Here is a 25,430-nt window from a genome sequence, read left to right on the forward strand (position 1 = left end):
GTCGCTCGGCCGTGGGGGTCGCGGGTCCGTGCCGGCTACTTGTCCACGCCGGTCACGACGATGCCTCGGACGAAGACCCGCTGCGCCACGAGGAAGATCGCGACGGGCAGGGCCAGCGCCAGGAGCGCGGCGGCGAGGATGAGGTGGGGTTCGGAGTTGTAGACGCCGCTGAAGTAGCTCAGGCCCACGCCGATCGGGACGATGTCGCGGTTCCCGGCCAGGTACAGCAGCGGTTCGAAGAAGTCGTTCCAGGCGTAGAAGAAGTGGAAGAGGCTCACGGCGGTGAGGGCCGGGAAGGCCTGCGGGACGATGACGCGCACGAAGGTGCGGATCGGGCCGGCGCCGTCGATGCGGGCGGCCTCCTCGAGTTCCCTGGGGATGGTGAGGAAGTACTGGCGCAGCAGGAAGACGTTGAAGGCGTTGGCGAACAGCTGCGGGACGATGAGCGGCAGGTAGGTGCCGACCCAGCCCATCTGGAGGAACACCGCGTACTTGGGCACGAGGGTGACCGCGGGGGGCAGGAGGATCGTGGCCATGAGGAGTCCGAAGAGGAGGTTGCGGCCGGGGAACCGGAACCGCGCGAAGCCGTAGGCGACGACGGCGGAGGACACGACGGTGAACAGCATCGTGGTCAGCGCGTACATGAGCGTCCAGCCCATGAGGCGCATGAAGTCGATGGTGTTCCAGGCCTCCTCGAAGTTGCCCCATTGCGGGTCGACGCCGGTGACCGGGTCGAGGGCGCGCCAGCGGCCCTCCCACTCGACGGTGCCCGCGCCGGGGTCCTCGGGGTCGACGAAGACGCTCGCCTCGCGGCCGGGTTGGACGAGGGCGAGTTCGCGGACCTCGCCGTCGGGCATCGGCACGGCGTAGACGTCGAGCTCCTCCCCTTCGTATTCGAAGGTGAGCGAGGTGACGGGGAGGATCGCGGCGTTGGGGTCGGAGACGCCGTCCTTGTCCTTGAGGGCGGTGGCGGCCCCGTAGCCGAGGGGCATGAGGAAGATCGCGGCGAGCAGGATCGCCCCGAGGGTGGTGCAGCCGGACAGGAGGAGGTTCCGGCGCCTGCGGCGCACGGCGGCGTCGGTGGGCTTGGCTTCGGTGGTCACTATCGCTCCGTTCCGTAGTGCACCCAGTAGCGGGCGGTGCCGAACAGCAGCCCGGTCAGGACCGCGACGACGATGAAGATGAGCCAGGCCAGGGCCGCGCCGTAGCCCATGTTCCCGAAGACGAAGGCCTCTTGGTAGAAGTGCACGAGCAGGAACTTGCTGGCGCCGCCGGGGCGGCCGCTGGCGCCGAAGAGGACCCACGGCACCACGAAGTACTGGAGGACGAGCACCGAGCCGATCACCAGGTTGTAGAAGACGATCGGGGAGAGCAGGGGCAGGGTGACGGTGCGCAGGCGCCGCCACCAGCCGGCCCCGTCGATCTCGGCGGCCTCGTACAGCTCGGTCGGGATGCCCTGGAGGCCGGCGAGGTTCACGATCATGGCGTTGCCGACGCCCCACAGGCCGATGAAGCTGAACGCGAAGAGGACCAGCACGGGGTTGTCGAACCAGCGGATGCCGTCGGATCCGGTGGCGTCGACGCCGGTGAGCCCGATGAGGCGGTTGACCCAGCCGGTCTGGGGGTTGAGCACCTGCTGCCAGATGAGGACGCCCGCGACGAGCGGGATCATCGAGGGCATGAAGAACAGGAGCCGGAACAGGCCGGTGAACTTGAGGTGCTTGGAGTTCAGCAGCAGGGCCAGGCCGAGGGCGACGACCAGGCTCAGGGGCAGGAACAGCACGGTGAAGCGGAACGTCGCGGCGAGCGAGGTCCAGGTGTCGGGGTCGGACAGGGCCCGCTGCCAGTTGTCGCCGCCGGCGAAGGAGGTCGCGCCGGGGTCGGTGAGCTGGAAGTCGAGCGCCGAGAAGACGAGCGAGGCGCCGATGGGGACGGCCCAGAAGAGGACGAACCCGATGATCCAGGGGCTGATGAACGCGTAGCCCCAGCGCGCCTCGCGGCGGGCCATCGAGCTGACGGGGCGTCCGGAGCGCTTGTCGCGCCGCCTGACGGCGAGCGCCGCATCGGTGAAGTCGGACATGGGATTGCGGACCTTTCGGAAGGACGGCGGCGGGGCGGGGCCGCGGTCACCGCGAGCGCGGTCGGGGGTGCCGGGCGGGCGCGGGCGCCCGCCCGGCCGGGAGGAGCGGCCCGGGGTCGAGAGCGGGCCGCAGGGGTGGCCTAGGCGGCGTCGAAGACCGCTTGAAGGTCCGCTCGGAGCGCTTCGAGCTCGGCCGGGATGTCGAGCCCCTCTTCCTGGGCGAAGCGGGTGGCGTACTCGGACAGGACCGCCTCGGCTTCGAGGAAGTTGGGCATGCCGCCCTCGTGCGAGGGGTTGTCGACGTAGGACATGCCTTCGACGGCGGTGTCCCAGTTGATGTCCTGGCCTTCGAAGTTCGCCGCGCCGACGCGGTCGAAGTAGCCGTCCTGGAGGCTGATGCGCGCGGGCATGCCGCCGTAGGTGGTGGTCAGCTCCTCGGCGGCGTCGCCGAGGAGGTGGGTGAGGACGGTGAAGGCCTCGTCGGGGTGCTCGGTGTCCTTGGTGATCGAGAAGGTGTCGGCGTGGAGCTTCGCGGTGGTCTCGCCGTTGTACGAGGGGACGGCCGCGGTGTCCCAGCTGCCTTCGAAGCCGGCCATGCAGCAGGTCGCGTACCACAGGTGGGTGTTGCCCATGGCGAGGTTGCCCGACTCGAACCAGGAGCCGGCGTTGAGCATGTCGGAGTCGCCGTAGGGGCCGTTGGGGATGAAGTGCTCTTCCCACATGCCGTCGTAGTACCACTGCTGGGCCTCGGCCCAGTGCGGCGGGATCTGGGCGTTGCCCGCGTCGTCGACGAGGGTGCCGGCGCCGAAGAGGGTGGACTGGGCGCGGATGTCGGCGAAGACGTTGCCGAAGCCGAACTGGACGATCTCGCCCGGGTCGAAGTCGGGGCTGTTGGCGTCGTCGCCCTCGGCGTCGACGGTGAGCCGCTTGGCCAGGTCGGTCATGGTCGCGATGTCCCAGGGCCGCTCGTTGCCTTCGGCGTCGACGTAGGGCGCGCCGTACTCCTGGGGCGGGTAGGCCAGTCCGGCCTCGTCGAACAGGTCGAGGTTGACGTACATGAAGGACGGGAAGACCGCGAACGGCAGGCCGATCTGGCCTTCCTCCTCGATCCGGTAGAAGTCGACCAGGGCGGGGTCGAAGTCGGTGAGGTCGTAGTCGTTCTTCTCGATGTACGGGGTGAGGTCGAGCCAGGCGCCGGGGAAGGTGGAGCGGCCGCGAATGCCCATGGGCCCGACGATGTCGGGGGCGTCGCCGGTGGCGATCTGGGTGGAGAGGATGTTCGGGGCCTGGTCGGCGTCCACGACCTCCAGGACCAGTTCGATCTCGTCCTGGCCGGCGTTGAACTCCTCGACGACCGCTTCCTGCGCGGGGATGGTGGGGGCGTCGGAGCCCGCGCCCATCCCCACGAACCAGCGGATCTCGACGCGGTCGGAGGCGCTCGAGCCGCCGCCGTCCATGCATGCGGTGGCGAGCAGCGCGGCGGCGGCGCCCGCGGCGACGGTGCGGAGGGCGGTGAAGCCGCGTCCGCGGAGGGGAGATGTGGTCCTCATGGGGTTGCTCCTATGTCCAGCGGCCTGATCGGCTGCTCGGGAGGGATATCGGGAAGGTTCCTTTGTGGTCGTTCGAGGTCGAGGGAGGGGCGCTGACGTCGCGTCGGCGGACGGGTTCGGCGCGATCCGGCGTGCGGGCCGGAGGTAGGCTGGAACAGTCGTACACGACTTATTGATAAGACTTAGATTAAGTAAGCGGACCCGCGCCGTCAATCGTTTCGACATAACGGCATGGTCCCGGACCGATAACGACCCGGACTGGTGGACAGATGGAAGCCCCTAGGCACAGGACCACTCGCGACCTCAAACTCGGCAACCGCATGCGCCTGCTGCGGACCCTGTACTTCGACGGTCCGCTCACCCGCCGCGACCTGGCCCCCGCCACCGACCTGAGCACCGCCACCATCTCCAACGTGACCGCCGAGCTCCTGGCCGACGGGGTGCTGCGCGAGGCGGGCAAGGTCGAGTCCGACGGCGGCAGGCCGCAGATCCTCCTGGAGGTCGACCCCGGCCACGCCCGGGTCGTCGGCGTCGACGTCGGCGAGACCCAGGTGCGCGTCGAGCTGCTGGACCTGAAGCTCGCCGAGCAGGCCGGCGTCCGCTACGCCCTCGCGCCCGGTCGCCACGATCCGGCCACCGTGATCGAGCACATCGTCGCGGGCGTCAAAGAGGTCCTCGGCGAGGCCGGCGGCGTGCCCGTGCTCGGCGTCGGCGTGGGCATGCCCGGCATCGTCGAGTACGGCCCCGAGGGCGTCATCCACGCCAAGGCCTTCGGATGGGACGCCGTCCCCTTGGGCCGCATGCTCATGGAACGCCTCGACCCGCTGCCGGTCCACGTCGAGAACGGCGCGATGACCATGGGCCAGGCCGAGCTGTGGTTCGGGGCCGGACGCGGGGCCCAGAACGCCGTCATCGCGCTCATCGGCTCCGGCGTCGGCTCGTGCATCGTCGCGGGCGGCGCGCTCTACCGGGGCGCGGGATCGAGCGCGGGCGAATGGGGCCACACCACCATGGCCGTCGCCGGGCGGCCCTGCCGGTGCGGCTGCCGCGGATGCCTGGAGGCCTATGTGGGCGCGGAGGGCATCCTCGACCGGTACCTCGCCGCCACCGGCGTCGTCGAACTCACCGGCGAGGGCGAGGAGGCCGACCTGGAGCGGCTGCTCGACGACGACTCCCCCGCCGCCGTCGCGGTCCTCGACGAGACCGTCGAGTACCTGGGCGCGGGCCTGGCGGACCTGCTCAACCTGTTCAACCCCGAGCTGATCGTCATCGGCGGCTGGGCCGGGCACATGCTCGCGCGCCGCCGACTCGACGACATCCAGGCGGCCGCCCGGTCCTACTCCCTCGGCCAGCCGTTCGCGACCGCCCGGATCGTGCCGGGCCTCCTCGGTCCGGACGCGGTCGCCAAGGGCGCCGCGACCCTCGTCATCGAACGGTTCCTCAGCGGCGAGGGCGGCGCCGGCCGGGCCGCTCCCTGAGCGGGACTGCCGGCGAAGACGCCGTTGCGGCCACCGGGCGGCCCGCCGCGCCTTTAAATTGGCGGGACAGGGCGCCGACGACGAAGGAGCGACCAGTGGACACTCCCGCCACGCCGACCGACCGCGCGTTCAGGACCGCGAGCGCGGCACTGTGGACCGCGGCCGCCGCCCTCGCGGTGGCGGCGATCGGCAAGATCGCCCGCTACGGGCAGTTCCGGCAGTCCGCTTCGGACGCCTGCGACGCCGTGGTCGACCTCGAACCGCCCGGAGGCTGGTCCGACTCGTCGTTCCCGTGCGAGCAGTTCGCGCCGATGGGATGGATCCTGCCGTACTGGTTCGCCATCACGGCCTACCTGGTCTTCGCCGTGCTGTTCGCGGTCGCAGCGGTCAAGGCCGCCAAGGCGAGCCCGGGCACACGGGCGTTCGCGACGACCACCACGGTCCTCGCCACGCTGCTGTGCGTCGTCCCGGGCGTGTTCGGCCTCGGTTGGACGTTCGCGGTCGCCACCGCGAACGAGGCGGACCGCCTCGTCGCCCAGCGGATCCACGACGCCGTCCCCGGGTGGTTCACCGCCATTGAGGTCCTCGTCCTGCTGGTGGCGTTCGCCGCCGCGCTGACCGCGGTGATCCTCCTGCGCAGGCGGCCCGACCGGCCATGAGGCGGGCGAGTACGGCGAATCCCGCACTGCGGACGCGGCGGGCGACCCGGCCGCACCCGAAACGGCGCGTCAGCGCAGCCGCACGGTGTGGGTCGCGCCCGACGACCCTCCGGTGGCGACGGTGATCCGGAGGCGGTCGCCGACCTCGGCGGACACGGCGTCGTCGGCCTCGACCACTTCGCTCGCGGCGTAGGCCAGGTCGAGGGTGACCGTCTCGGCGGTGCGGCCGGGGTCGGCGACCGCGACGGCGATGCCGTCCTCGCCGCGCCGGACCAGGACGGAGGCGGGCCCGTCGCAGACGAGGCCGCCGACCTCGCCCCCCTGCCAGAAATGGGCGGCGAGCAGGCCGCTCCCGGCGTCCTCGACCGCCTGGACCACCGCGGTGTTGGCGAGGATCGTAAGGGGGGATTCGGCGGCCCAGGCCGCGGTCGCTTCCGCGCTCGCGGTCGGCAGCAGCACGTAGGCGTACTCGGCGTCCGTCGGCGAGACGCCGTGGTCGAACCAGAGCGTGGAATACCGCCGGGTGTGGACCTCGGTGTCGCCGCCGCCGGTGGTCGGGCCCTGCTCGATGTCGTTCCAGGCGCCCGAACGCATCTCCCGCTCCATGTGCAGTCCACTGCTCCCGAGGGGAAAGACATATCCGGCGACCTCCGGCAGATGTACCCAGGAGGCACCGTCCAATGACGACTTCAGCTCGCTGTCCTCGCTCGGGAAGACCCCGTCCACGGTCATTCGCCGGTCCCCGTCGGCGTGACGGTTCCGGTGCTCGACCGTCGTCCAGATCGCCCGGCCGTCCGCGGCGGAGATGCCTGCGCCGAGTGCGACGATCACCTCGTCCACCACGAACCAGGACTTCTTGGCCCGCAGGCTGGAGCCCTCCGCGATGAGGTCCATCGCCGCGACCGCGTACCGGTCATCGAGTGCCGCACCGCCGGCGACCTCGTTCTCGGGCAGGTGGACGACGAGGTCGGTGCTGTATCCGAGGACCTCGCGCTTCCGGGAGTCCACCGTGATACCGGGAAGCCGGTACGGGCTCACCGTCGGCCAGAACTCATCGCCGAACTGCAGCGGATCATCGATGGTGTACAGGTAGGACATGCCGTCCCCCAAGTACCAGCCGCGGAGGTTCTCCCCACCGACCATCTCATATCCGGCGACGCGATTCGAGGACATCGACAACGCCCACGACCAGGTCTCGCGGCGTACCAGCAGCCGGTCCATGCCAGGGTAGACGCGCGTCATCACCGGGCGGGGCGCCGGCTCCAGCGAAGTGTCCGCGAGGAGCGCTTTGGCCTGGCGGATTCCCTGGAGTTCCACGCGCTCGAAGTAGGGGACGGCGGCGGACGACCGCTCGATCCAGCCGCGCGCCAGCGCGCGCCACCGGTCCCGGTACTCGGCGGGGGCGAACTCGGCGAGGGCGGTCACCGCCGCGGTCAGGGCCGGTCCGGCGTCGGAGTCGCGCCAGGTCGGGCGGGCGATTCCTCTGCCGCGCAGGCAGTCCATGAACAGTCCGTCCTCGGTGAACGGCGCGAAGGAGCCCTCCACCGCGTCGTAGAGCCGCAACAGGCCGGGGTCGGTGACCTCCCACAACGAGTTCTTCAGCAGGGCGAGTGCGAGCGTGACGGAGGTGAGCAGGACGAGGCCGTAGCTGCCGGTGCTCGGCACATGGCCGTGCTGGATGAACGAGCCGTCGCGGTGGAAGCCGTCGCCTTCGTTCACGACCCGGAAGAGGCTGTTCGCTCCCCCGCCCGCGATGTCGGACAGACCGTCACGTGCCAGGGCGAGCTTGTCAGGGTCCTCCCCGACGAGGCCGCGCAGTGCCAGGATCGCGGCCTTGTCGGCGCGGTTCGCTCCGGTCTCGCGTACACCGGGGGAGGCGACGCGCTCGTCCGCGTTGGGGCAGAAGCGGTCAACGGTATCGAGGTAGTGAGCGAGGTCGGTGCCGGGAATCCGTTCTCCCAAGAGCGTGCAGATCTGGATGAGCGTGGAGGCCGATCCGATCTCCCACCAATACCAGTTGCCGGTCTGTTCGGCATGCTCGTTGTACCCCGCTCGGTAGAGCAGGGCCAGCGCGTTCACCATGCCGTCGGCGACCTCGTCGTCCTCGTACAGGTCGGTGCCGGGCGTGGCCCATGCGAGGGCGAGCCGACGAAGGCGGACGTAGGACGTGCTGAAACCGGACGGTTCGTCGACTGACCCGATATCGGGCCACAGCGAGCCGCCGTCCGCCGCGCGGTCCATGGCCTCCCAGGCCCTCAGCGACTCCCTGTTGAGCAGGCGCAGCGGTCGCCCGTAGTCCTCGTCGGCAGGGTCGATGGCGCCGCCGGTCAGGAGCGCCTTCGCTCGTTCACGCAGCGCGGCGAAGTCGAGCGGGCCGGACCCCGCCCAGGGCTCCGCCTCCGGGAGCCGACCGAACACGCCCCGATCCGGTTCGTCCAAGGCCCAAGCGGTGGCCGTGGCGCCGACGCCTGCCAGACCTATGGCGCCTCCGAGGAGCAGTCGACGATTCAATGGGGGCATGTGAGTCCAACTCCGGATGGCGGCAAAGTCGCGCCCATAGTAGCCACGCCCCCCAATGCCCCAAAAAGTAAGGTGTCTGGGACTCGCGTTCCGACTGCGCCGTCCGTGACCGCGTCTGCCGCATAGGCCGCACGGCGGCCGTGGCCACGGATGCGCTCGAATCGGCCGGTCCTACGATCGGCGCGGCATCATGGAGCAGCGGCGTTCTGCGCTCTCCTCGTTCGTCCCGCTGACGGGGATCGTCCTCGGCGGATGCCCCGCTTTCGAAGTCGGGTCGATCCGCGGCGCGGGAGCGGTCGAGGCCTCGGCTGCTGCGAGGAGATCCCTCCGGGACGGCTCCGACGCCCCGCCGGCGACGACTCCTCCCGAACCGTGACGGTTCGTCGATTTTGACGCTGTACGCGCGGCTTCGGCTGCGGTATCCTGAGCGATCACCCGCTGTACACAAGGGAGTGGCCATGCGCATCAGTGAGATTCTGCGATCCAAGGGCTCGGCGGTGGTCACGGTCAGACCGGAGGAACCGGTGCGCGCCCTGCTGGCCAGGCTGGCCGAGCACAACGTGGGCGCGCTGGTCGTCAGCGCGGACGGCGCCACCGTCGCCGGCATCGTCTCGGAACGGGACGTGGTCAGGGGGCTCCATGCGGACCCCGACCTGCTCGACGCGCCCGTCTCGCGCATCATGACCGCGGACGTGCACACGCGGCGCCCGGACGACTCCATCGAGGACCTCATGGTGCTGATGACCGTGGAGCGCATCCGCCACGTCCCCGTCGTCGCCGGCAGCGGGGCCCTCACCGGCATCGTGAGCATCGGCGACGTCGTGAAGGGCCGCATCAGGCAGCTCGAATTCGAGAAGGAGCAGCTCGAGGGCTACATCGCCGGCGCGAGCTGACCGGTCCGCCCGGCACGCGGTCCGGTGACCGCGCGCCCCGGTCCGACGCCCGGCAGCGGTTCACCGCGTCGTGGCTGTGAGGTGGCGCGGTATTCCTGGTCCGTTCATACGGGCTCGGTTACGGTTACGGCGGCGTCCACGGGGCGCCGTCGCCGAAGTCACTGAACGGAAGGCCCGCCGTGATCTACAGCCTCTTCGACTCCGCTCTCGCGTACCGCCCGACCGAGGCCGAGCAGGCCGCGCCGGTCCCGCCGATCGAGGCGGTCCTGTTCGACTTCAGCAACACCATCTTCAAGCTCGTCGACGCGGGCACCTGGCTGCGCCGGATCGCCGCCGCGACCGGCCGGGCGCTCGACGACGCGCAGCTGCGGAAGACGATCGAGCAGCTCGGCGAGGCCTACCTGATCCCCGAGGTCGCCGCGCTCCAGATCGGTCGCGACGAGTCCGCCGAGCAGCACCGCCGGGCCCTGCTGGGCTGGTTCCAGCACGTCGACTACCTCCAGGGCATCGAGGCCGACGCGTACGCGCTGATCGCGGCCCCGGACGCGTGGGTGCCCTACCCCGACACCGAGCCCTTGCTGCGCGAGCTGCGCCGGCGCGGGATCAAGACCGGCATCGTCTCCGACTTCCCTTGGGACGTCGGCGTGCACATGGAGCACTTCGGCCTCGACGACCTCGTCGACGTGCGGGTCGTCTCGTACCAGTTCGGCACCGAGAAGCCCGACCCGGTGCTCTTCCGCGCCGCCTGCGAGCGCCTCGGCGTCGACCCGCGCCGGACCCTCATGGTCGGCGACAACCCGGTGAAGGACGGCGGGGCCGCCGCGAGCGGCCTGCGCGCGTTCATCCTCCCCGGCGAGGTCCGCACCGGCGAGCGCGGCCTGGCGCACGTCCTCGGCTTCCTCGGCTGACCCCCCTCGGCGCTAGGACCGGCCTTTGGGCTTGGCGCGCAAGTGGGCCCGTTCGCCCTGGCTGCCGAAGAGGCTGAGGAGCTCCACCGGCTTGTCGTCGGCGCTGCCGAACCAGTGGGGGGTGCGGGTGTCGAACTCGGCGGCCTCGCCGGGTCTCATGACGAAGTCGTGCTCGCCGAGGACGACCCGCAGGTTGCCGTTGAGGACGTACATCCAGTCGTAGCCCTCGTGGACCTGCAGGTCCGGTTCCCTTCTGGCGCCTCCGGGGATGATCAGCTTGAAGGCCTGGATGCCGCCGGGACGGCGGGTCAGCGGCAGGTGCACCATGCCGTGGCGGGTCACCGGCCGCAGGTGGATGCGCGGGTCGCCGGTGGGCGGCGCGCCCACGAGGTCGTCGAGCGTCACGCCGTGGGCCTTCGCCAAGGGCAGCAGCAGTTCCAGGGTCGGCTTGCGGGCGCCGGACTCCAGGCGCGAGAGGGTGCTCACCGAGATCCCGGTCTGCGCCGAGAGTTCGGCGAGGGTCGCGTCGCGTGCCTTGCGCAGGGCCCGCAGGCGCGGCCCGACCGTGTCGAGCGTTCGGTCCATGTCCTCGTCCATGCCTCGAGTTTGCCAGATCGGCAAGAAACGTTGCCAGTCGGGCGCGATCGGGTCTACGGTCGCATCGGAGGTAGACGAGATGACCGATGAACTGAAGGAACAGTACGACGTCGTGGTGATCGGCGGCGGGGCCGCGGGCCTGAACGGGGCGCTCATGCTCGCCCGGGCGCGGCGCTCGGTGGCCGTGGTCGACGCGGGCGAGCCCCGCAACGCCCCCGCCGACGGCGTCCACGGCCTGCTCGGCCGCGAGGGCATGCCGCCCTCCGAACTGCTCGAACGCGGTCGCGGCGAGGTCCGCCGGTACGGCGGCCACGTCGTCGCCGGGAACGTCACGGGCGCGAAGCGGTCCGGGGACGGCTTCACCGTGTCGCTGGAGGACGGCCGCGGCGTGCGGGCCCGCAGGCTGCTCGTGACCACGGGCCTGGTGGACCGGCTCCCTGCGATCCCCGGGCTGGCCGAACGCTGGGGCCGGGACGTGATCCACTGCCCGTACTGCCACGGCTGGGAGGTCCGCGACCGGGCCATCGGCATCGTGGCGACCGGGCCGATCTCCGCGCACGGCGCGCTGCTCTTCCGGCAGTGGACTTCGGACCTGGTGTTCTTCACGAACGATCGGCCGGGCCCGTCCCCTGAGGACCTCGAGAAGTTCGCGGCGCGCGGCATCCGCGTCGTCGAGGGCCCGATCGCGCGAGTCGAGGCCTGCGGGGCCGGGCTCACGGGCGTCCGGATGGCGGACGGCGAGCTGGTCGAGCGCGAGGCGCTGGCGGTGGCGTCCCGGATGGAGGCGCGGGCGGGGTTCCTGAAGGACTTGGGCCTCAAGGCGGTCGATCATCCTTCGGGGGCGGGCGAGCACATCGTGGCCGACCCGACCGGCCGCACCGAGGTGCCCGGCGTCTGGGCGGCGGGCAACGTCACCGACCTGTCGGCGCAGGTGGGCGCGTCGGCGGCGGCGGGGGCGATGGCCGGGGCTCAGATCAACATGGACCTCGTGAACGAGGAGACCGACGCGGCGGTGGCCGCTCACCGGGCGGGGTGAGGTGACGTGCGCGGCGGCCCAGAGGCCGCCGCGCACTGCTCGTGCTCGCGCGGTGGCCGCCCGATATGCCGGTCGCCGCCGACGCGGAGACGCGCAGCGGGATCGGACGTCATCCCTTTCGCTCGGGGATCAGGTCCGACCTGCCTCGCCAGGCGCCGTGTTCGGACCGGGGGCGGAAACGAAGCGTGGTGAACTCGCGGTGGAAGTCGCGCCGTTCCCGCTCCCCCATCGCCGCACGGTGGCGGTGAGCGGCGTCGCCGCCGTCGCGCCCGAAGACCATGCTCGTCATGGCGCGGGAGCTGGTCCAGACGGAGAACGTCGAGACCGTTCGCGGCGGCCGCATCGCCGCGAGCGCCAGCGTCGTTTCGGGGTGGTCCCGCACTTGGCGTTCGACGGGCCGGCCCCAGTGGAGGAAACGCGGCAGTTCCGGCAGCCGCATTCGGGCGAGGGTCACCGCGACCACCGGTTCACCGGGATCGGTGCGGGTCGCTTCCGCGGGGAGGTGCGCCAGTTCTCGGATCGAGCCCCATCGGCGCAGGAATTCCAGCCGCACATGCCATCCGGTCCCGAGCGCTCGGCCGAACGGTCGCCGGGCGAGGAACGCCTCGAGTGCCTCCTCCTCGGCCCATTCGGCGAACACGGCGAGGTGTCGGAGCTGCATGCGGCGCGGGGTCGGCACCGGCGCGCCCAGTTCCATCCCGGCGAGGACTTCGATGTGGCGCAGCCCCGCTGCCTTGGGCGGTCGCACGAGGACGCCGGCGGCGCTGCGGAGCGGCATGTCCGCGAGATGGAACGAGTGCAGGCTCATGGGTGCCGTGCAACCCGGGATCGCGTCGGGGGGACGGACCGCCGCCTCCTGGACCGGCGGTCCGGGTCCGCGCGGCGTTCGCCGTTGCGAGCCTCGGCCGCCTGGTCGGCGGCGCGGCGCGGGAGTTCCGGAGCGGCCGCTGTCGCGCGGCGGTCCGCGGGCCGCCGCACGCGCCGTCTCATGCCGGCGGGACGAGGAAGTCGGTGACGAAGCGGACGACCGCGCCGTCGGCGTCGCGGCCGATGAAGGTGGGGTAGGACCCGTCGCCCCAGCCGGAGCCGACGAGGACCACGTTGGCGCCGGTCGTCGGGTCCGTCACCGCCGAGGCGAGCCCGGGAACGGGCCCCTCCCAGTCCGCCTCGTCGATGAGCACCTCTTCGGTGCGGTCGTAGTCCCATTCGCCGAGCGGCCGCAGCGCCGCTTCATCGGCGAGGGTCCCGCAGCCGGCGTCCACGGGGTAGCCGAAGTAGCCGTCCGAGTCCAACTCCTCGACGTTCAGGTCCGGATTCGCGACCGCCATCTCCCAGGCGACCGCGGGGGCGTCGCCGATGCGGAGTTCGAGCGCGGCGACTCGTCTATCGGTTTCCTTGCCGTCCTTCGAGAGAACCGCGACCCAGGCGATGAGCGGGTACGCGCCCGGTTCGACGGTGACGAGGTAGGGCAGGCTCTCGGGGTCGACGAGCGGGTCGCAGCCGACGACGCGGCCGGTGGGGAGCACGGTCTTGTCGAGCTCGACGGGCTCGATCACGCCTTCCCCGCCCCACCCGGTCGTGAAGGTGGCACCGGCTTGGAGAAGCTGCTTGAAGTCAGGGGTGTACGCCATCGGCCGATCCTAGCGGCCGGTGCCGACAGCGGACCGTTCGACGGGCGGGCGGTCAGGTCCCCGAAGCGGTGTCCGGTTCGATCCAGGCGAGGTCGATGACGTCCTCGCCGCGCTCCCGCGCCGTCGAGCCGCCGTCACCGCCACCGGCGCCGCTGAAGACGGGAACGCCGTCTCCCGGATCGCCCGCGGCTTCGAGCACGGTCTCCGAACCGAATTCCACCGGCAGGTGCGCGATCGCATCCGCGTCCATGCCGCCGTCGCCGCCGTCGCCCATCGCATGCCTCCAGGAATATCGGATCGTCCTCACGCAACAGTACTGCCCATGGGCTCGCCGCGCGGTCCCGAGTCGCGCCCGCTTCGGCCTTCGAGGGAGCGACACCGCTCAGCCGCGTTGATCACGAGTCGGCGGTGTCCGTCCGCCATCGCCGCGAGGTCCGTGCGCAGGTCGGCCTTCCACTCGGGCTCGTCCGGCTCCGGTGTCGCCAGCGCGGTCGAGATCCGGACCAGGGCGGCGATCGCGTTCAGGCCCGCGAACAGCGGGAGGTCCGCCTCGGACAGGGGCCGCACGCTGCGGTAGCCGTCGATGAACGCCGCGAAGCGTCCCCGGTGTCCGGCCGCCGGGAGGCCGGTCTCGTCGGTGAGGTCGCGCAGGGCGAAGGCGACGTCCGCGGCGTACCAGGACCGGCAGGCCTCGTCGAAGTCGAAGGCCGTCGCGACGCCGTCGTTCCAGGCCAGGTTGTCGAGTTCGAAGTCGCCGTGCACCACACCGAAGCACGAGGGGTCTCGCTCGAGGTCGCGCAGGCGCTCGTGGAGGGCCGCTGCGGCGGCGGCCAAGTCCGGGTCGGCCGCGAACAGGGCCGCCGCTTCGGGGAGTTCACGGAGGGGGCCGGGCAGGCGCCGTCCCAGGTCGGCCGCGTCGCGGTGCACTCGTGCAAGCGCGGCCCCCCATGCGCGGGCGTCGTTCTCGTCGAGTTCGTCCGCGTCGAGCGTTTCGCCCGGCGCGGCCTCGATCACCATGGCGTGCATCGGCCCCAGCGGGGTGTCGACGGTGGCGGTGAGCGGTCCGGCCTCGCTTGCGACCGGCCGGGCCACCGGCACGCCGCGGTCGGCGAGCCGGGCCGTCAGCTCGGCGATCGCCGAGAAGGACTCGGCGCTCCGGTGGGCGTCGGGGACGAAGCGCAGGTACCGCTTCCCGTTCGGATCGGGGATCACGAACACGTGGGAGGCGCTGGAGCGCCACCACTTCGCGGTGCCGGGCGCATAGCCCCACAGGGCGGCCGACCGGTCGGCGACCGGGCTCTCCCAGGTGGCGGTGACGGTCTGCTTCAGGCGATCGATCGCGTTCAGGGGCATCATCACCGCCGAGTGTGTCCGCCGGTGCCGCTGTGACGCAAGTGAATTCCCGAGCGGCCGCGATCCGCGCGGATCGCGGCCGCTGCAGCGCTACTGCTTGCGGCGGGGGCCCGCCGAGCCTCCGGTCGCCAGGCGCATCAGGTCGGTGCTCAGGTCGATCTCGAGCTCCGTGCCGCCGGCGCTGCCGTACTCGTGCTGGTAGTGCTGCCACGACTCGCTGCGGACCTTCTCGGCGAAGCCCGACTCCATGAGCAGGAGCACCTCGATCGCGGCGCGGGTGATCCGCTCCCCCAGCTCCGTCGAGTTCCAGTCCTCGGTGGCGGCGAAGACCGAGGTGGGGACGGTCATCGTGCGCAGGTACGCGAACAGCGAGCGCATCTGGTCGTCCACCACCAGCGCGTGGCGGGCCGTCCCGGCCGTCGCGGCCAGGACCACCGGCTTGGCGATGAGCAGGTCGTTGTCGAGGACGTGGAAGAACGAGCTGAACAGGCCGCTCGGAGCGGCCTTGTAGACCGGGGCGCCGGCGACGATCGCGTCGGCGCGGCCCAGCAGCTCGATCACGCGGGTCATCTTGGGGCCCGTGAGCTGCGAGACGAGCGCGGTGGTGATCTCGTTGGCGAGTTCGCGCAGGTCCACCACGTCGGTGGTCACGCGCTCACCGCGGTCGGCGGCGAGGGTGCGGACGCGGTCGGCGATGCGGTCGGCGAGCATCCTGGTCGAGGAGGGGTCGCTCGTGCCGCCGCTGACGACGACGAGGCGGAACGGTTCGGTGTGTTCGGGTTCGCGCGGCCGGTCGTTCACAGGACGGCTTCCTTTCGGGTCGGGTCGGTCGAGGACCGAGCGGCGAGCTTGCGGCCGATGGCCTCCAGTTGGCGCATCTCCTCGTCGGTGAGGGCGGCGGTGACGGCGCGGGCGACGTCGACGGCGTGGCGGCCGCCGACGCGGCGCTGGCGCTCGCGTCCGGCCTCGGTGAGCGCGAGGCGGACGCCGCGGCCGTCCTCGGGGTCGGCCGCGCGTTCGAGCAGCCCGCGGTCGACCAGGCGCTCGACGAGCCGGGACAGGGCCGGCTGGCTGAGCAGCACCCCGCGCCCCAGTTCGAAGAGCCGCATCGGCCCGTCGTGTTTGGACAAGGTGTAGAGGACGTCGTACTCGCGCATCGTCAGCTCATCCCAGATCGGCTCGGCGGCGAACCGCTTCATGAGCGCGGCGTGGGCGGTGAGCAGCGACTCCCAGGCGTCGTTGGCGAGCCGGCTCCGGCTGCGGGTCATGAGCGCGCTCCTCTAGAGGGCCGGGTATTCGGCCGCGGCGTCGCTGTCCTGGTAGGGCGAGGCGCCGGTGACGTTGTCGCCGCGGTTGGCGTTCGGGCGGGGCCGGCGGACCGGTCCGTCGCCGTACTTGGCCTTGACGCGGCTCGCGTGGGTCGGGGCCTCGGCCGACTCGGGGTCGCGCCGGGAGGCGAGCTCCTTGCGCAGCACGGGGACGACCTCCTCGCCGAGGAGGTCGAGCTGGTTCAGCACCATCTTCAGCGGCATCCCGGCGTGGTCGATGAGGAACATCTGGCGCTGGTAGTCGCCGAACGCGTCGTGGAAGGTCAGGGTCTTGTCGATGACCTCCTGCGGGCTGCCGACGCTGAGCGGGGTGCCTCGGGTGAACTCCTCCAGGGACGGCCCGTTGCCGTAGACGGGGGCCTCGTCGAAGTAGGGGCGGAACTCCTTCACCGCGTCCTGCGAGCGCTTGGCGATGTAGGCGTGGCCGCCGACGCCGACGATCGCCTGCTTGCGGGTGCCGTGGCCGTAGTGCTCGAAGCGCTGGCGGTAGAAGTCGATGAGGCGCTTGGAGTGCGAGGTGGGCCAGAAGATGTGGTTGGCGAAGTAGCCGTTGCCGTAGAACGCGGCCTGCTCGGCGATCTCGGGCGTGCGGATCGAGCCGTGCCACACGAACGGCGGCACGTCGTCCAGCGGCCGGGGCGTGGAGGTGAAGCCCTGGAGCGGGGTGCGGAACTCGCCTTCCCAGTCCACGACGTCCTCGCGCCACAGCCGGTGCAGGAGGTTGTAGTGCTCGAGCGCGAGCGGCAGGCCCTGGCGGATGTCCTGGCCGAACCACGGGTAGACGGGCGCGGTGTTGCCGCGGCCGAGCATGAGGTCCATGCGGCCCTTGGCGAGGTGCTGGAGCATCGCGTACTCCTCGGCGAGGCGCACCGGGTCGTTGGTGGTGATGAGGGTGGTGGCGGTGCTGAGGACGAGCCGCTCGGTGAGGGCGGCGATGTGGGCGAGGAGGGTCGTCGGGGACGAGGAGAAGAACGGCGGGTTGTGGTGCTCGCCGATGGCGAAGACGTCCAGGCCGACCTCCTCGGCCTTGACGGCGATCTTGACGATCGCCTCGATCCGCTCGGCCTCGCTCGGGGTCTCGCCCGAGACGGGGTCGCGCGTGATGTCACTGACTGAGAAGACCCCGAACTGCATCGGATTCCCTGCTCTCCCCGCCGCGGCGGCTCAAAGTTCATGCGTTTGCATCTACCTTAACGACCTCGGCCCGGACGCTATTCCGCTGGAAGAGCACCGTGACGCGGCGCATACGCGCGGGCTCCCCGCCCGCCTCGTCCGGATCCGGCCCTCGCATGCGCTCACCGGGGTCGGCGGCGTCCGTGCAACCTCGCCGGGTCCGGCACGGGTATGAACCGCACCGAACACCGACTTCGAGAAGGAACCAGCGTGCGATTCAGTACCAGCAGTCTCCGCGGCCCGGCCGTGCTCGCCGCGGTCGGCGGCGTCCTCGCGGCGGGCGCCTGCACCGCCGAGACCGACACCGGAACCGAGGGCGCGAGCGCCGAGGCCGTCTCGGACGCCGTCGCCGAGGCGCAGCGGCTGTACCAGATCATCAACGAGAGCCGCGCCATCGAGGACGAGCTCATCGAGATCGAGCACCGGGTCGCCAAGCGCTGCCTCGAGGACGAGGGCTTCCACGTCCACGATCCGGCGTACTTCCAGACCACGGACTACGCCGCCTACGGGGCGGCGGGCTACCTCACCGACGCGCCGGTCCGGGCGATCCCGACCCCGGAGGCCGCCGAGCAGTGGGGCTTCGGCGTCTGGGTCGAGTTCGTGCGCAACCCCGGCAACGAGCACCTCGTCGAGGAACTGCTCACCCCCGAGGCCCGAACCGCCTTCGGCATCCTCCCCGACGACGCCTACGGCGAACCCGACGCGAGCGAATGGGACGCTGAGGACGCCGAATACCAGGCCGCGTGGATCGAGGCCTATAGCGGCGCTCCCGCGATCACCGACTCGCTGAAGGGCCCCGAGCGCGACACCGAGGCGCCGCCGGGCGGATGCTGGCTGGAGATGGTGGAGACCGTCTACGGGGAGCCGCACCTCGTCGAGCACGAAGGCGAGGACGGGGAGGAGGGCGAGTCCCTCCCGGCCGCGCACGCGCCGAGCCCGATGTACGGGATCGAGGAGTTCGAGGACACCGAAGCGCTGTACGCGCAGGTGGAAGCGGAGGTCGTCGCCTTCGAGACGTGCCTCATCGACGGCGGCTACGAGGGCTGGGAGCTCGGCGAGGGGTTCTATCCGCCGCTGTGGGAGTACTTCGGGCGGATGTACGACCCGGCCTACTTCGAGGAGTACGGCGAGGAGGGGACCGAGCTGCCGGAGGCGCCCGAGGAGGTGCCGTCCGACTTCACGGGCGTGCTGGACCTGGAGCGGGCCATGGCCGTCGACTTCGCGGCCTGCGGTCAGTCCAGCGGCCTGCGCGCGGCGGTCGAGGAGGGCTGGGCGGCGATGCTCGTCGAGGCTTACGGCCCGATCGAGACCGAGATGGTCGGCTGGCGGCAGGAGATGCAGGGCCACCTGGACAACGCCCAGGACTACCTGCAGGAGTGACGGTCCGCGGGGAGACCGCGCGCCGCGGCCTTCCCGGTCGGCCGCCGAGGGGCCGAAGCGCTGTACCGTGCGAAGGGAGCGCCCCCCGCGGAAAGGCCCTGCCGATGGTGACCGAAACCGCGCGGGCCCGAGCGACAACGGGGCGGCTCCCCGTGCCCACGGTTCGGAAGACGACGACGGCCCCCGCCTCGAGACGGGGGCCGTCGCGCGAAGGTCAGGACTCCGAGTCGGCCTTCAGGGCCTCCCACACCGGTTCGGTGTCCAGGTCGGCGGCGAGGTCGGTGACCTGCTCGACCGTCACGTCCACCTCGTCGTCGTCCATGTCGCCCCACCACACGGTCGCGACCGAGCCGTCGGGGAAGAACGCGGCGGCCTCGACGTAGGTCGTGTCGGTCGTCCACGCGACCACGGTGCCGTCCTCGAGCGCGGTCTCGCCGCACTCGGTGTCCCCCTCGTGGCAGTGGAGGAGGTAGTGCATGTCGAGCTCCGCGCCGCCGGTCAGGTCCTGGACGCCGTCGGTGATCCCGCCCGGCAGGTACAGCGCGGTCTCCAGGCCCTCGCCGGTCTGGTCGACGTAGAAGTCGGCGCGGAACTTGCGCTGCACGGGCGTCTCGTTCTCGCCGTCGATGTAGTAGTTCTGCAGGCGCGTCATCGGGAGCGAGCCGGCGAACGTCCACTCCTCGAAGTGCTCGGTCAGTGCCTCCTCGGTCTCGTCCTGCGCTTCGGCGGTGAACTCGTCCCGCACGAAGTCCCACTGCTCGGAGTACTCCCAGCCTTCGGCCGGGATCTCGGGCTCCTGCGCGGCGGCCGCGCCCGCGGGGAGGACGGCCGCGGCGGCCGCGGCCGCGACGACGGCGGAGCGCTTGAATGAGGACATGATGGTCACCTCTCGGTAGATCCAGTCGCTTGCACCCAGTTATATGCCCCGACTTGCCCGAAGGGCTCCGGCTCACCACGATCTGTGGATTTCCTTCCCTTTTCGACGGTGCAGGCAACCGGGGCGGTCCTCATCGCGTCCTAGTCGAGGGCCGCCAGTCGGCGGGCCACCGGCCGAGGCGGTCGACCATGGACATCAGGGCGGGCAGCATCATGACGCGCACGATGACCGCGTCGAGCAGGACGCCGAGGGCCAGGGCGAATCCGAGCTGCTTCATCTCGATGCGGTCGATGAAGACGAAGGCCACGAACACCGACATCATGATCACGGCCGCGCTGGTGACCACGCTCGCCGACGACAGGATGCCCTGCTGGACGGCCTCCCGGGGCGCGAGGCCGCGTTTCGCCGCCTCCCTGATGCGGCTCATCACGAACAGCTGGTAGTCGAGGGACAGGCCGAACAGGATCGCGAAGACCAGCAGCGGGGTGCGCGAGCCGATGAACCCCGGCGAGTCGAAGTCGAGGAGGCCCTCGGCCCAGGTGCCCTGGAACACCAGCACCATGGCGCCCCATGCGGCCAGCGTCGACAGGAGGTTCAGGACCATGCTCAGCGCCGCGAACACCAGGGACCGGAACGCGATGAGCATGATGACCAGGGTCGCCAGCAGCACGAAGCCGACGACGAGGAACAGGCGTGAGGACTGGTGGGCGGAGTAGTCCGCGGCGTAGGCGGGCTCGCCGGAGACGGCGTAGTCGGCCCCTTCGATCTCGCCGATGGTCGCCGGCACCAGGTCGTCGCGAAGCAGGTCCAGCGACCGCTCGGCGCGGGGGTCGCTCGTGGGATAGGGCACCGGCAGGTCCAGTGCGATGGCGGAACCGTCCTGCGACACGCGGATACGCGGCTGGTCGGTCGCGACGAACAGGGCGCTCTCCTGAGCGGCCGCCTCCAGGCGTGCCACAGCGGCGGCCAGCGCCTCGGCGTCGGCCGCGTCCACCGTCGCGATCACCGAGTGGCTGACCCCGGCTTCGGGGAAGGCGGCGACGAGGTCGTCGTAGGCCCCGATGGTCTGGAGCGACTTGGGGAACGTCTCCTTGCCTTCGACGCTCGTCGTCATGGCCAGCGCGGGCACGGCCAGGCCGCCCATGACGACCAGGCCGACGACGGCGGTGACGGCCGGGCGGCGCAGCGAGGGCCGCAGGAGGACCGTCCACAGTCGGCTCTGCCCGGGGTTCGCTCGGCGTCGCAGGAGCTTCCCGCCGTCGATGCGGCGGCCGGTCTTCACCAGGAGGGCGGGGAGGACGGTCAGCGAGCTGGCCATGGCGATCGCGACCACGATGATGCAGGCCGTGGCGATCGAGGAGAAGATGACGTCGCCGACGAGGTAGAGGCCCGCGAGCGAGACGATCACCGCGATCCCGGAGGTCACGATGGTGCGTCCGGCGGTCGCGGCGGCCAGTTCGACGGCGGCGGCGAGGCGGTCGTCCCCTCCGGAGCGGAGGCGTTCTTCGCGGACCCGTTTGAGGTAGAACAGCGAGTAGTCGACGCCGACGGCCATGCCGATCATCGCGAGCACGCTGGCGACGGCGCCGCCGGCGTCGGGGAAGAAGTGGGAGCTGAGCGCGTAGACGCCGAGGGCGGCGACGATGGAGCTGATCGCCAGCAGCAGGGGCACGCCCGCCAGGAGGAGCGAGCCGAACACGACGAAGAGGATCGCCAGGGTGATGGGGAGGGTGAACCGCTCCACGCCGGCCAGTTCGGCGCCCAGCTGGTCGTTGAGCTCGACGGACATCGACTTGCCGCCGGTCTCGGCGATGTGGAGGCCGGGGTGCGCCTCCTGCACCGCCGCGGTGGTCCGCAGGAGCGGTTCGACGTGGTCGACGGCCTCGTGGGAGGGCATGGACATCGTCATGGAGACCATCACGGCGTCGCCGTGGTCGGCGGTCACCGGTGCGCTGACCGCGGCGACTTCGGGGAGGGCGCTCATGCGCTCGGTCAGGTCGGCGGCGGCGGCTTCGGCGGCGGCGGGGTCGAGAGCGCCCGTCGGCGAGGTGATGAGGACGTGCTCGACGGCGGGGGCCGCGATGCCGTTGTCGACGGCCATGGCCTCGGCTTCGCCGGCCTCGCCGATCCAGAAGTCGGAGAAGGCGACCTGCTCGGTGCCGGCCGCAGTGCCGGCGCCGAAGCACACGGCCACGAACAGCGTCCAGCCGATGATGGCCTTCCAGGGGTGGGCCGCGCTCCAGGCGGCGATCCGGACGGTGAACGGTCGTCGGCTCGCGCCGGCGCGGGCGGGCGCGGGCGGGGCGGTCTGCGAAGTCATCGGGGCTCGCTTCCTCGTCGGGGAGTATGCACGAGTCGACGCTAAGCAGATAATCCACGCAAGTCGCTATGGGAGTCCTTACCGCCCTTGGTAGGGCGTACCGGAACAGCGCAGGTCAACGGTCCCGGGCGAGGGGCGGCGCGCCGGGCCGCGGGAGGGCGCCCGGTCGGCGATGCGCATCGCCGACCGGGCTCGTCGAGCAGCGGGCTAGAGGGTCCAGTGCTGGTTGGTGCCGCCGTAGCAGTCGTACTGCTGGAGGCGGGCGCTGTTCGCGGTGCTGCTGCCGGTCACGTCGAGGCACTTGCCGGAATGGCGCGCGACGAGCTCGACGTGGCCGCCGCCGGCCTCGCGCACCTGCCATTGCTGGTTGGTGCCGCTGCCGCAGGTCCACTGGATCGCCTTGGCGTTGTTGGCCGTCGAGGCGCCGTTGACGTCGAGGCACTTGCCGGAGGCCTGGGAGACGATCTGGACGTAGCCGCTGCCGACCGGGCGCAGTTCCCACTGCTGGTTGACGCGGCCGTGGCAGTCGTACTGGATGATCTCGGCCCCGTTGGCGGTCGAGCCGCTCACGACGTCGACGCATTTGCCGGAGACGCGGCTGACGATGTCGGTGACCTCGCTGCCGCCGCCGACGTCGTCGCCCCAGCCGTGCCGGATCCGGTCGGCGCCGGAGGGGTTGCGGATGGTCAGGTCGAGATTCGTGCCGCTGCCGCCGACCGCGAACATCGAGTACCAGTCGTAGCCCGAGTTGCCGGTGATCTTGCCGCCCAGCGCGGGCCAGTAGGTCGAGCCCATGTTCAGCTGGCGGGCGGTGTCGGTGACGGCGCGGATGTGGCGGACGAAGTTGTCGGTGCTGGCGGCGTCGGCGTAGTTGAGGCCGTTGTCCATGGGTGCGCCGAACTCGGTGAGCACCGCGCGGGAGGCGCACGAGCCGAGGCCGTCGCGGAAGCTCTGCACCCAGCCGGCGTAGTCCTTCGTGCCGTAGAAGAACGCGTAGTGGTGGTAGGACAGGAGCGTGCCGTCGAGACGGGAGTCGGCGCAGACGGGCTTGACGTCCTGGCTGTAGCCGGTGCCGCCGATGAGGATGCGGCCCTTGGGGACCGAGGGTCGGGAGCTGATCCACGAGGCGGCGACGTTCGTCCATTCGGAGGCGCTGTAGCCGTGGGGCTCGTTCATCGGCTCGAAGTAGACCAGGCTGTTGGACCCGTACTGGGAGGTCACGGTGTTCCACATGGCGTTGAACGCGGACATGTTCGTGATCCGGCCGCCGGAGGCGGCGCCGTCCTCCCAGTAGGCGAGGATGACCTTGAAGCCGCGGGCGGTGGCGGCGTCGATGGCGCCGCGGTAGGCGTTCCACCAGGTGGTGCCGACGGTGTGGGTGTTCACGGGCAGCCGGACGGTGTTGGCGCCCATGGTCGAGGCCATGTCGGCGTAGATCGCGTCGGCCTTGGCCCTGACGGTGTCGTAGCCGTCGGACTGGCTGAGCTTGTCGAGGACGAGCGGGCCTTCGACGAAGTTGTCGCCGAGGACGGCCCAGTTGAAGCCGCGGAACTGGCTCGTGTCCGCGGCGGCGGGCGAGGCGGTGGCGAGGACGACCGCGGGCACCATGGCCAGGGCGGTCAGCACGCCGAGCAGCAGGCGGCGGAGAGAACGCCGCCGCGTCGGAGGAGCAAGGGCAGGAGGTCGCATGAGGGTCGCCGATCCCGTGCGTCTGCGCACGTGTGAGAGGACTGCCGGGAGAATGTAACCGCTAACATCCTCTGGCAGTATGGCATTCGACCCAAAGCAGGTCAAGTATTGAAATACTTCGATCTTCTTTGGTCAGTGGCGTTCGGGGAGCGGATCGGCGAACCGCCACGAGCGGGCGACGAGGTCGTCCACCGCCTCCTCGGCTCGCCGCAGGCGGGCGTGGTGCGGGCCCCGGAGCGTGACGTAGTCGCGGCCGGTCCGGCGCAGCTCCTCCTCGAAGCGCCCGGTCATCCACGGGCGCAGGTGGGCCTCACTCCGCAGGCCGTCGTCGTCGAACGCGACGCCCTCGTGGTCGGTCAGCAGGTACAGGTCGTGGCCGATCGCGTCGGCGAGCGGGTCGAGTTCCGGGTTGCGCCCGCCCATGTACCGCTCGTGCCAGATCGTGGTCGCGAAGGCGTCGGTGTCGCAGCACAGGACCGGACCGCCCACGCCGGCCGCCGCCGCTTCGCGTTCGTTCTGGCGCTTCGCGATCACCGGGAAGTCCTCGGTCGTGAAACGCACGTCGTTCCAGGTCGCGGTCGAGTGCTCGGCCTGGACGGCCCGCAGCCGCTCCTCGCTGAAGGTCCTGCCGTACTCCCCCACGCACTGCGTCAGCGCCCACGCGCCGCCGCGTTCGCGGAGCCTCGCGGCCAGCGCCTCGGCGATGGTGGTCGTGCCGGTGGACTCCGCGCCCAGCGCGACGACGCGGAGGACGAGCCCGGCGCGGACCGGGCCTTCGAGGTGGTGCCAGTTGCCGACGGGGTCGGCGCGGACGGCGGTGCCGGAGACGGGGAACCGCTCGCGGGCCTGGTCCACTGCGATGTGGACGGCGCCGAAGCGCCGGGCGAGCTCCTCGCCGTAGCGTTCGGAGGTGAAGACCGCGTCGACCCGCTCGGGGACGGCGGCTTTGAAGATCGCCATGTGGGCGCTCCAGACCGCTTCGTCCTCGAGGTCCATGTGGACGTCGTCGACGGCGCCGACGACCCGCGCGTTCGGGTGGGCCTCCCGGAGCCAGGCGACGCGCTCGCCCAGGGGGATGGATTCCACGGTGGCGCAGCAGACGAGGACGGTGAGGCGGTCGCATCCGGCCTCGGCGGTGCGGATGAGGTGGTGGTGCCCGGCGTGCGGCGGGTAGAACTTGCCGAGGACCAGGCCGTGCTCGGGTCGGTTCACGCCGCGACCTCGGCGGGTCGCCGTCGGGCCTCCAGGTCCCTCTGCCAGTTGCGGAGGCCGATGACGCACAGCACCATGAATCCGATGTAGAGGATTGCGGTGAGGTAGAGGCCCTTGTAGGCGTACAGCGGAACGAAGACGACGTCGGCGGCGATCCACAGCCACCACGACTCGACGCGCTTGCGGCACTGGCCGTAGGTGGCGAGCAGGGACAGCACGGTGGTGAGGGCGTCCCAGAAGGGGACCGTGGAGTCGGTCGCGACGACCAGCAGCGTCGTGATGGCGGCGAGCCCGAGGAGGCCCGCGCCGGCGAGGCCGATCCATTCGGTGCGGCCGGTGCGGCTCACCGGGAGGGCGTCGGCGGTCGGGCCGCCGCCGCGGACCCAGTTCCGCCAGCCGTAGACGCCGAGGGCGATGAAGACGACTTGGAGCCCGGCGTCGGCGTAGAGTCCGCTGTCGGTGAAGATCACGATGAACAGCAGGCAGTTGGCGATGCCGATGCCCCAGTTCGCGATGTGCTGGCGGGCGACGAGCCAGACGCACACCGCGCCGGTGACGAAGGCGAGGCCTTCGGCGAGGGTGGTCGGGACGCCGAAGGCGGTGAACAGGGGCAGGTACAGGACGTCCATGAGGGCGTTCACGGGGGCGGTCCTCTCAGGGGCTGGGGCTCGATGCTCATCGGCCGGGGGCGGCTTCGGCCATGCCGCATCGAACCACGCGGGCCCGGTGCCGCGCGCATCGGTGTC

Annotated in this window: 23 protein-coding genes; 6 read left to right on the top strand and 17 right to left on the bottom strand. The window is 71.2% G+C overall.

Annotated features, from left to right (window positions below; genetic code table 11):
* Positions 1-35: 35 nt before the first annotated feature.
* The 3 genes from K3N28_RS09525 to K3N28_RS09535 form a co-directional block, all read right to left on the bottom strand.
* The gene (locus K3N28_RS09525; protein WP_228092260.1) at positions 36-1,103 is read right to left on the bottom strand and encodes a carbohydrate ABC transporter permease; all 1,068 of its coding nucleotides are present in this window, start codon (positions 1,101-1,103) and stop codon (positions 36-38) included.
* A complete protein-coding gene (locus tag K3N28_RS09530) occupies positions 1,103-2,080 on the bottom strand; it encodes a carbohydrate ABC transporter permease (protein WP_228092261.1) in 978 nt (325 codons plus the stop codon). The genes K3N28_RS09525 and K3N28_RS09530 overlap by 1 nt, the downstream gene beginning before the upstream one ends.
* Positions 2,081-2,220: 140 nt before the next feature.
* The gene (locus K3N28_RS09535; RefSeq protein WP_228092262.1) at positions 2,221-3,630 is read right to left on the bottom strand and encodes an ABC transporter substrate-binding protein; all 1,410 of its coding nucleotides are present in this window, start codon (positions 3,628-3,630) and stop codon (positions 2,221-2,223) included.
* Positions 3,631-3,899: 269 nt separating this feature from the next.
* Between K3N28_RS09535 and K3N28_RS09540 the strand changes: the two genes are divergently transcribed.
* Positions 3,900-5,108 (top strand): ROK family transcriptional regulator, encoded by a 1,209-nt coding sequence (locus K3N28_RS09540; protein ID WP_228092263.1) that lies wholly within the window; start codon positions 3,900-3,902, stop codon positions 5,106-5,108.
* Between the two features lie 95 nt (positions 5,109-5,203).
* Positions 5,204-5,767: a hypothetical protein gene (locus K3N28_RS09545; RefSeq protein WP_228092264.1), complete on the top strand. Its 564-nt coding sequence runs from the start codon at positions 5,204-5,206 to the stop codon at positions 5,765-5,767.
* Positions 5,768-5,836: 69 nt separating this feature from the next.
* Here K3N28_RS09545 and K3N28_RS09550 read toward each other — a convergent pair whose 3' ends face one another.
* Positions 5,837-8,287: a polysaccharide lyase 8 family protein gene (locus K3N28_RS09550; RefSeq protein WP_374209730.1), complete on the bottom strand. Its 2,451-nt coding sequence runs from the start codon at positions 8,285-8,287 to the stop codon at positions 5,837-5,839.
* 458 nt (positions 8,288-8,745) lie between these two features.
* Here K3N28_RS09550 and K3N28_RS09555 point away from each other — a divergent pair, with 458 nt between their 5' ends.
* On the top strand, positions 8,746-9,180 hold the full coding sequence (locus tag K3N28_RS09555; RefSeq protein ID WP_228092266.1) for a CBS domain-containing protein: 435 nt from the start codon (positions 8,746-8,748) through the stop codon (positions 9,178-9,180).
* Positions 9,181-9,359: 179 nt separating this feature from the next.
* Complete coding sequence (locus K3N28_RS09560; protein WP_228092267.1) at positions 9,360-10,088, top strand: HAD family hydrolase; 729 nt, start codon at positions 9,360-9,362, stop codon at positions 10,086-10,088.
* Positions 10,089-10,100: 12 nt separating this feature from the next.
* Here the strand turns inward: K3N28_RS09560 and K3N28_RS09565 are convergent, their stop codons facing one another.
* Positions 10,101-10,685, bottom strand: coding sequence for a helix-turn-helix domain-containing protein (locus K3N28_RS09565; protein ID WP_228092268.1), 585 nt, complete (start codon positions 10,683-10,685; stop codon positions 10,101-10,103).
* A 79-nt stretch (positions 10,686-10,764) separates the two neighbouring features.
* Here K3N28_RS09565 and K3N28_RS09570 point away from each other — a divergent pair, with 79 nt between their 5' ends.
* Positions 10,765-11,721, top strand: coding sequence for an NAD(P)/FAD-dependent oxidoreductase (locus K3N28_RS09570; protein WP_228092269.1), 957 nt, complete (start codon positions 10,765-10,767; stop codon positions 11,719-11,721).
* 109 nt (positions 11,722-11,830) lie between these two features.
* Here K3N28_RS09570 and K3N28_RS09575 read toward each other — a convergent pair whose 3' ends face one another.
* The 7 genes from K3N28_RS09575 to K3N28_RS09605 form a co-directional block, all read right to left on the bottom strand.
* Positions 11,831-12,529: a hypothetical protein gene (locus K3N28_RS09575; protein ID WP_228092270.1), complete on the bottom strand. Its 699-nt coding sequence runs from the start codon at positions 12,527-12,529 to the stop codon at positions 11,831-11,833.
* 178 nt (positions 12,530-12,707) lie between these two features.
* Positions 12,708-13,352 (bottom strand): DUF4241 domain-containing protein, encoded by a 645-nt coding sequence (locus tag K3N28_RS09580; protein ID WP_228092271.1) that lies wholly within the window; start codon positions 13,350-13,352, stop codon positions 12,708-12,710.
* A 52-nt stretch (positions 13,353-13,404) separates the two neighbouring features.
* Positions 13,405-13,626, bottom strand: coding sequence for a hypothetical protein (locus K3N28_RS09585; protein ID WP_228092272.1), 222 nt, complete (start codon positions 13,624-13,626; stop codon positions 13,405-13,407).
* A 29-nt stretch (positions 13,627-13,655) separates the two neighbouring features.
* Positions 13,656-14,708: a phosphotransferase enzyme family protein gene (locus tag K3N28_RS09590; protein WP_228092273.1), complete on the bottom strand. Its 1,053-nt coding sequence runs from the start codon at positions 14,706-14,708 to the stop codon at positions 13,656-13,658.
* An 87-nt stretch (positions 14,709-14,795) separates the two neighbouring features.
* On the bottom strand, positions 14,796-15,506 hold the full coding sequence (locus K3N28_RS09595; RefSeq protein ID WP_228092274.1) for a CE1759 family FMN reductase: 711 nt from the start codon (positions 15,504-15,506) through the stop codon (positions 14,796-14,798).
* Positions 15,503-15,973: a MarR family winged helix-turn-helix transcriptional regulator gene (locus K3N28_RS09600; protein WP_228092275.1), complete on the bottom strand. Its 471-nt coding sequence runs from the start codon at positions 15,971-15,973 to the stop codon at positions 15,503-15,505. The genes K3N28_RS09595 and K3N28_RS09600 overlap by 4 nt, the downstream gene beginning before the upstream one ends.
* 12 nt (positions 15,974-15,985) lie before the next feature.
* Positions 15,986-17,167 (bottom strand): LLM class flavin-dependent oxidoreductase, encoded by a 1,182-nt coding sequence (locus K3N28_RS09605; RefSeq protein ID WP_228092276.1) that lies wholly within the window; start codon positions 17,165-17,167, stop codon positions 15,986-15,988.
* Between the two features lie 249 nt (positions 17,168-17,416).
* Here K3N28_RS09605 and K3N28_RS09610 point away from each other — a divergent pair, with 249 nt between their 5' ends.
* A complete protein-coding gene (locus tag K3N28_RS09610) occupies positions 17,417-18,586 on the top strand; it encodes a hypothetical protein (RefSeq protein WP_228092277.1) in 1,170 nt (389 codons plus the stop codon).
* Between the two features lie 214 nt (positions 18,587-18,800).
* Here the strand turns inward: K3N28_RS09610 and K3N28_RS09615 are convergent, their stop codons facing one another.
* The 5 genes from K3N28_RS09615 to pnuC all read right to left on the bottom strand — a co-directional run bounded on the left by K3N28_RS09615 (position 18,801) and on the right by pnuC (position 25,313).
* On the bottom strand, positions 18,801-19,463 hold the full coding sequence (locus K3N28_RS09615; protein WP_228092278.1) for a hypothetical protein: 663 nt from the start codon (positions 19,461-19,463) through the stop codon (positions 18,801-18,803).
* A 130-nt stretch (positions 19,464-19,593) separates the two neighbouring features.
* Positions 19,594-21,783, bottom strand: a complete 2,190-nt coding sequence (locus K3N28_RS09620; protein ID WP_228092279.1) for an MMPL family transporter — start codon at positions 21,781-21,783, stop codon at positions 19,594-19,596.
* Between the two features lie 207 nt (positions 21,784-21,990).
* Positions 21,991-23,409: an RICIN domain-containing protein gene (locus K3N28_RS09625; protein WP_228092280.1), complete on the bottom strand. Its 1,419-nt coding sequence runs from the start codon at positions 23,407-23,409 to the stop codon at positions 21,991-21,993.
* 195 nt (positions 23,410-23,604) lie between these two features.
* Complete coding sequence (locus K3N28_RS09630; RefSeq protein ID WP_228092281.1) at positions 23,605-24,684, bottom strand: AAA family ATPase; 1,080 nt, start codon at positions 24,682-24,684, stop codon at positions 23,605-23,607.
* Positions 24,681-25,313, bottom strand: coding sequence for a nicotinamide riboside transporter PnuC (gene pnuC, locus K3N28_RS09635; RefSeq protein WP_374209737.1), 633 nt, complete (start codon positions 25,311-25,313; stop codon positions 24,681-24,683). Before pnuC ends, K3N28_RS09630 begins: the two co-directional genes overlap by 4 nt.
* Positions 25,314-25,430: the final 117 nt, after the last annotated feature.

This window comes from Glycomyces sp. TRM65418, assembly GCF_019710475.1.
In the GTDB taxonomy this organism is placed as follows: domain Bacteria; phylum Actinomycetota; class Actinomycetes; order Mycobacteriales; family Micromonosporaceae; genus Glycomyces.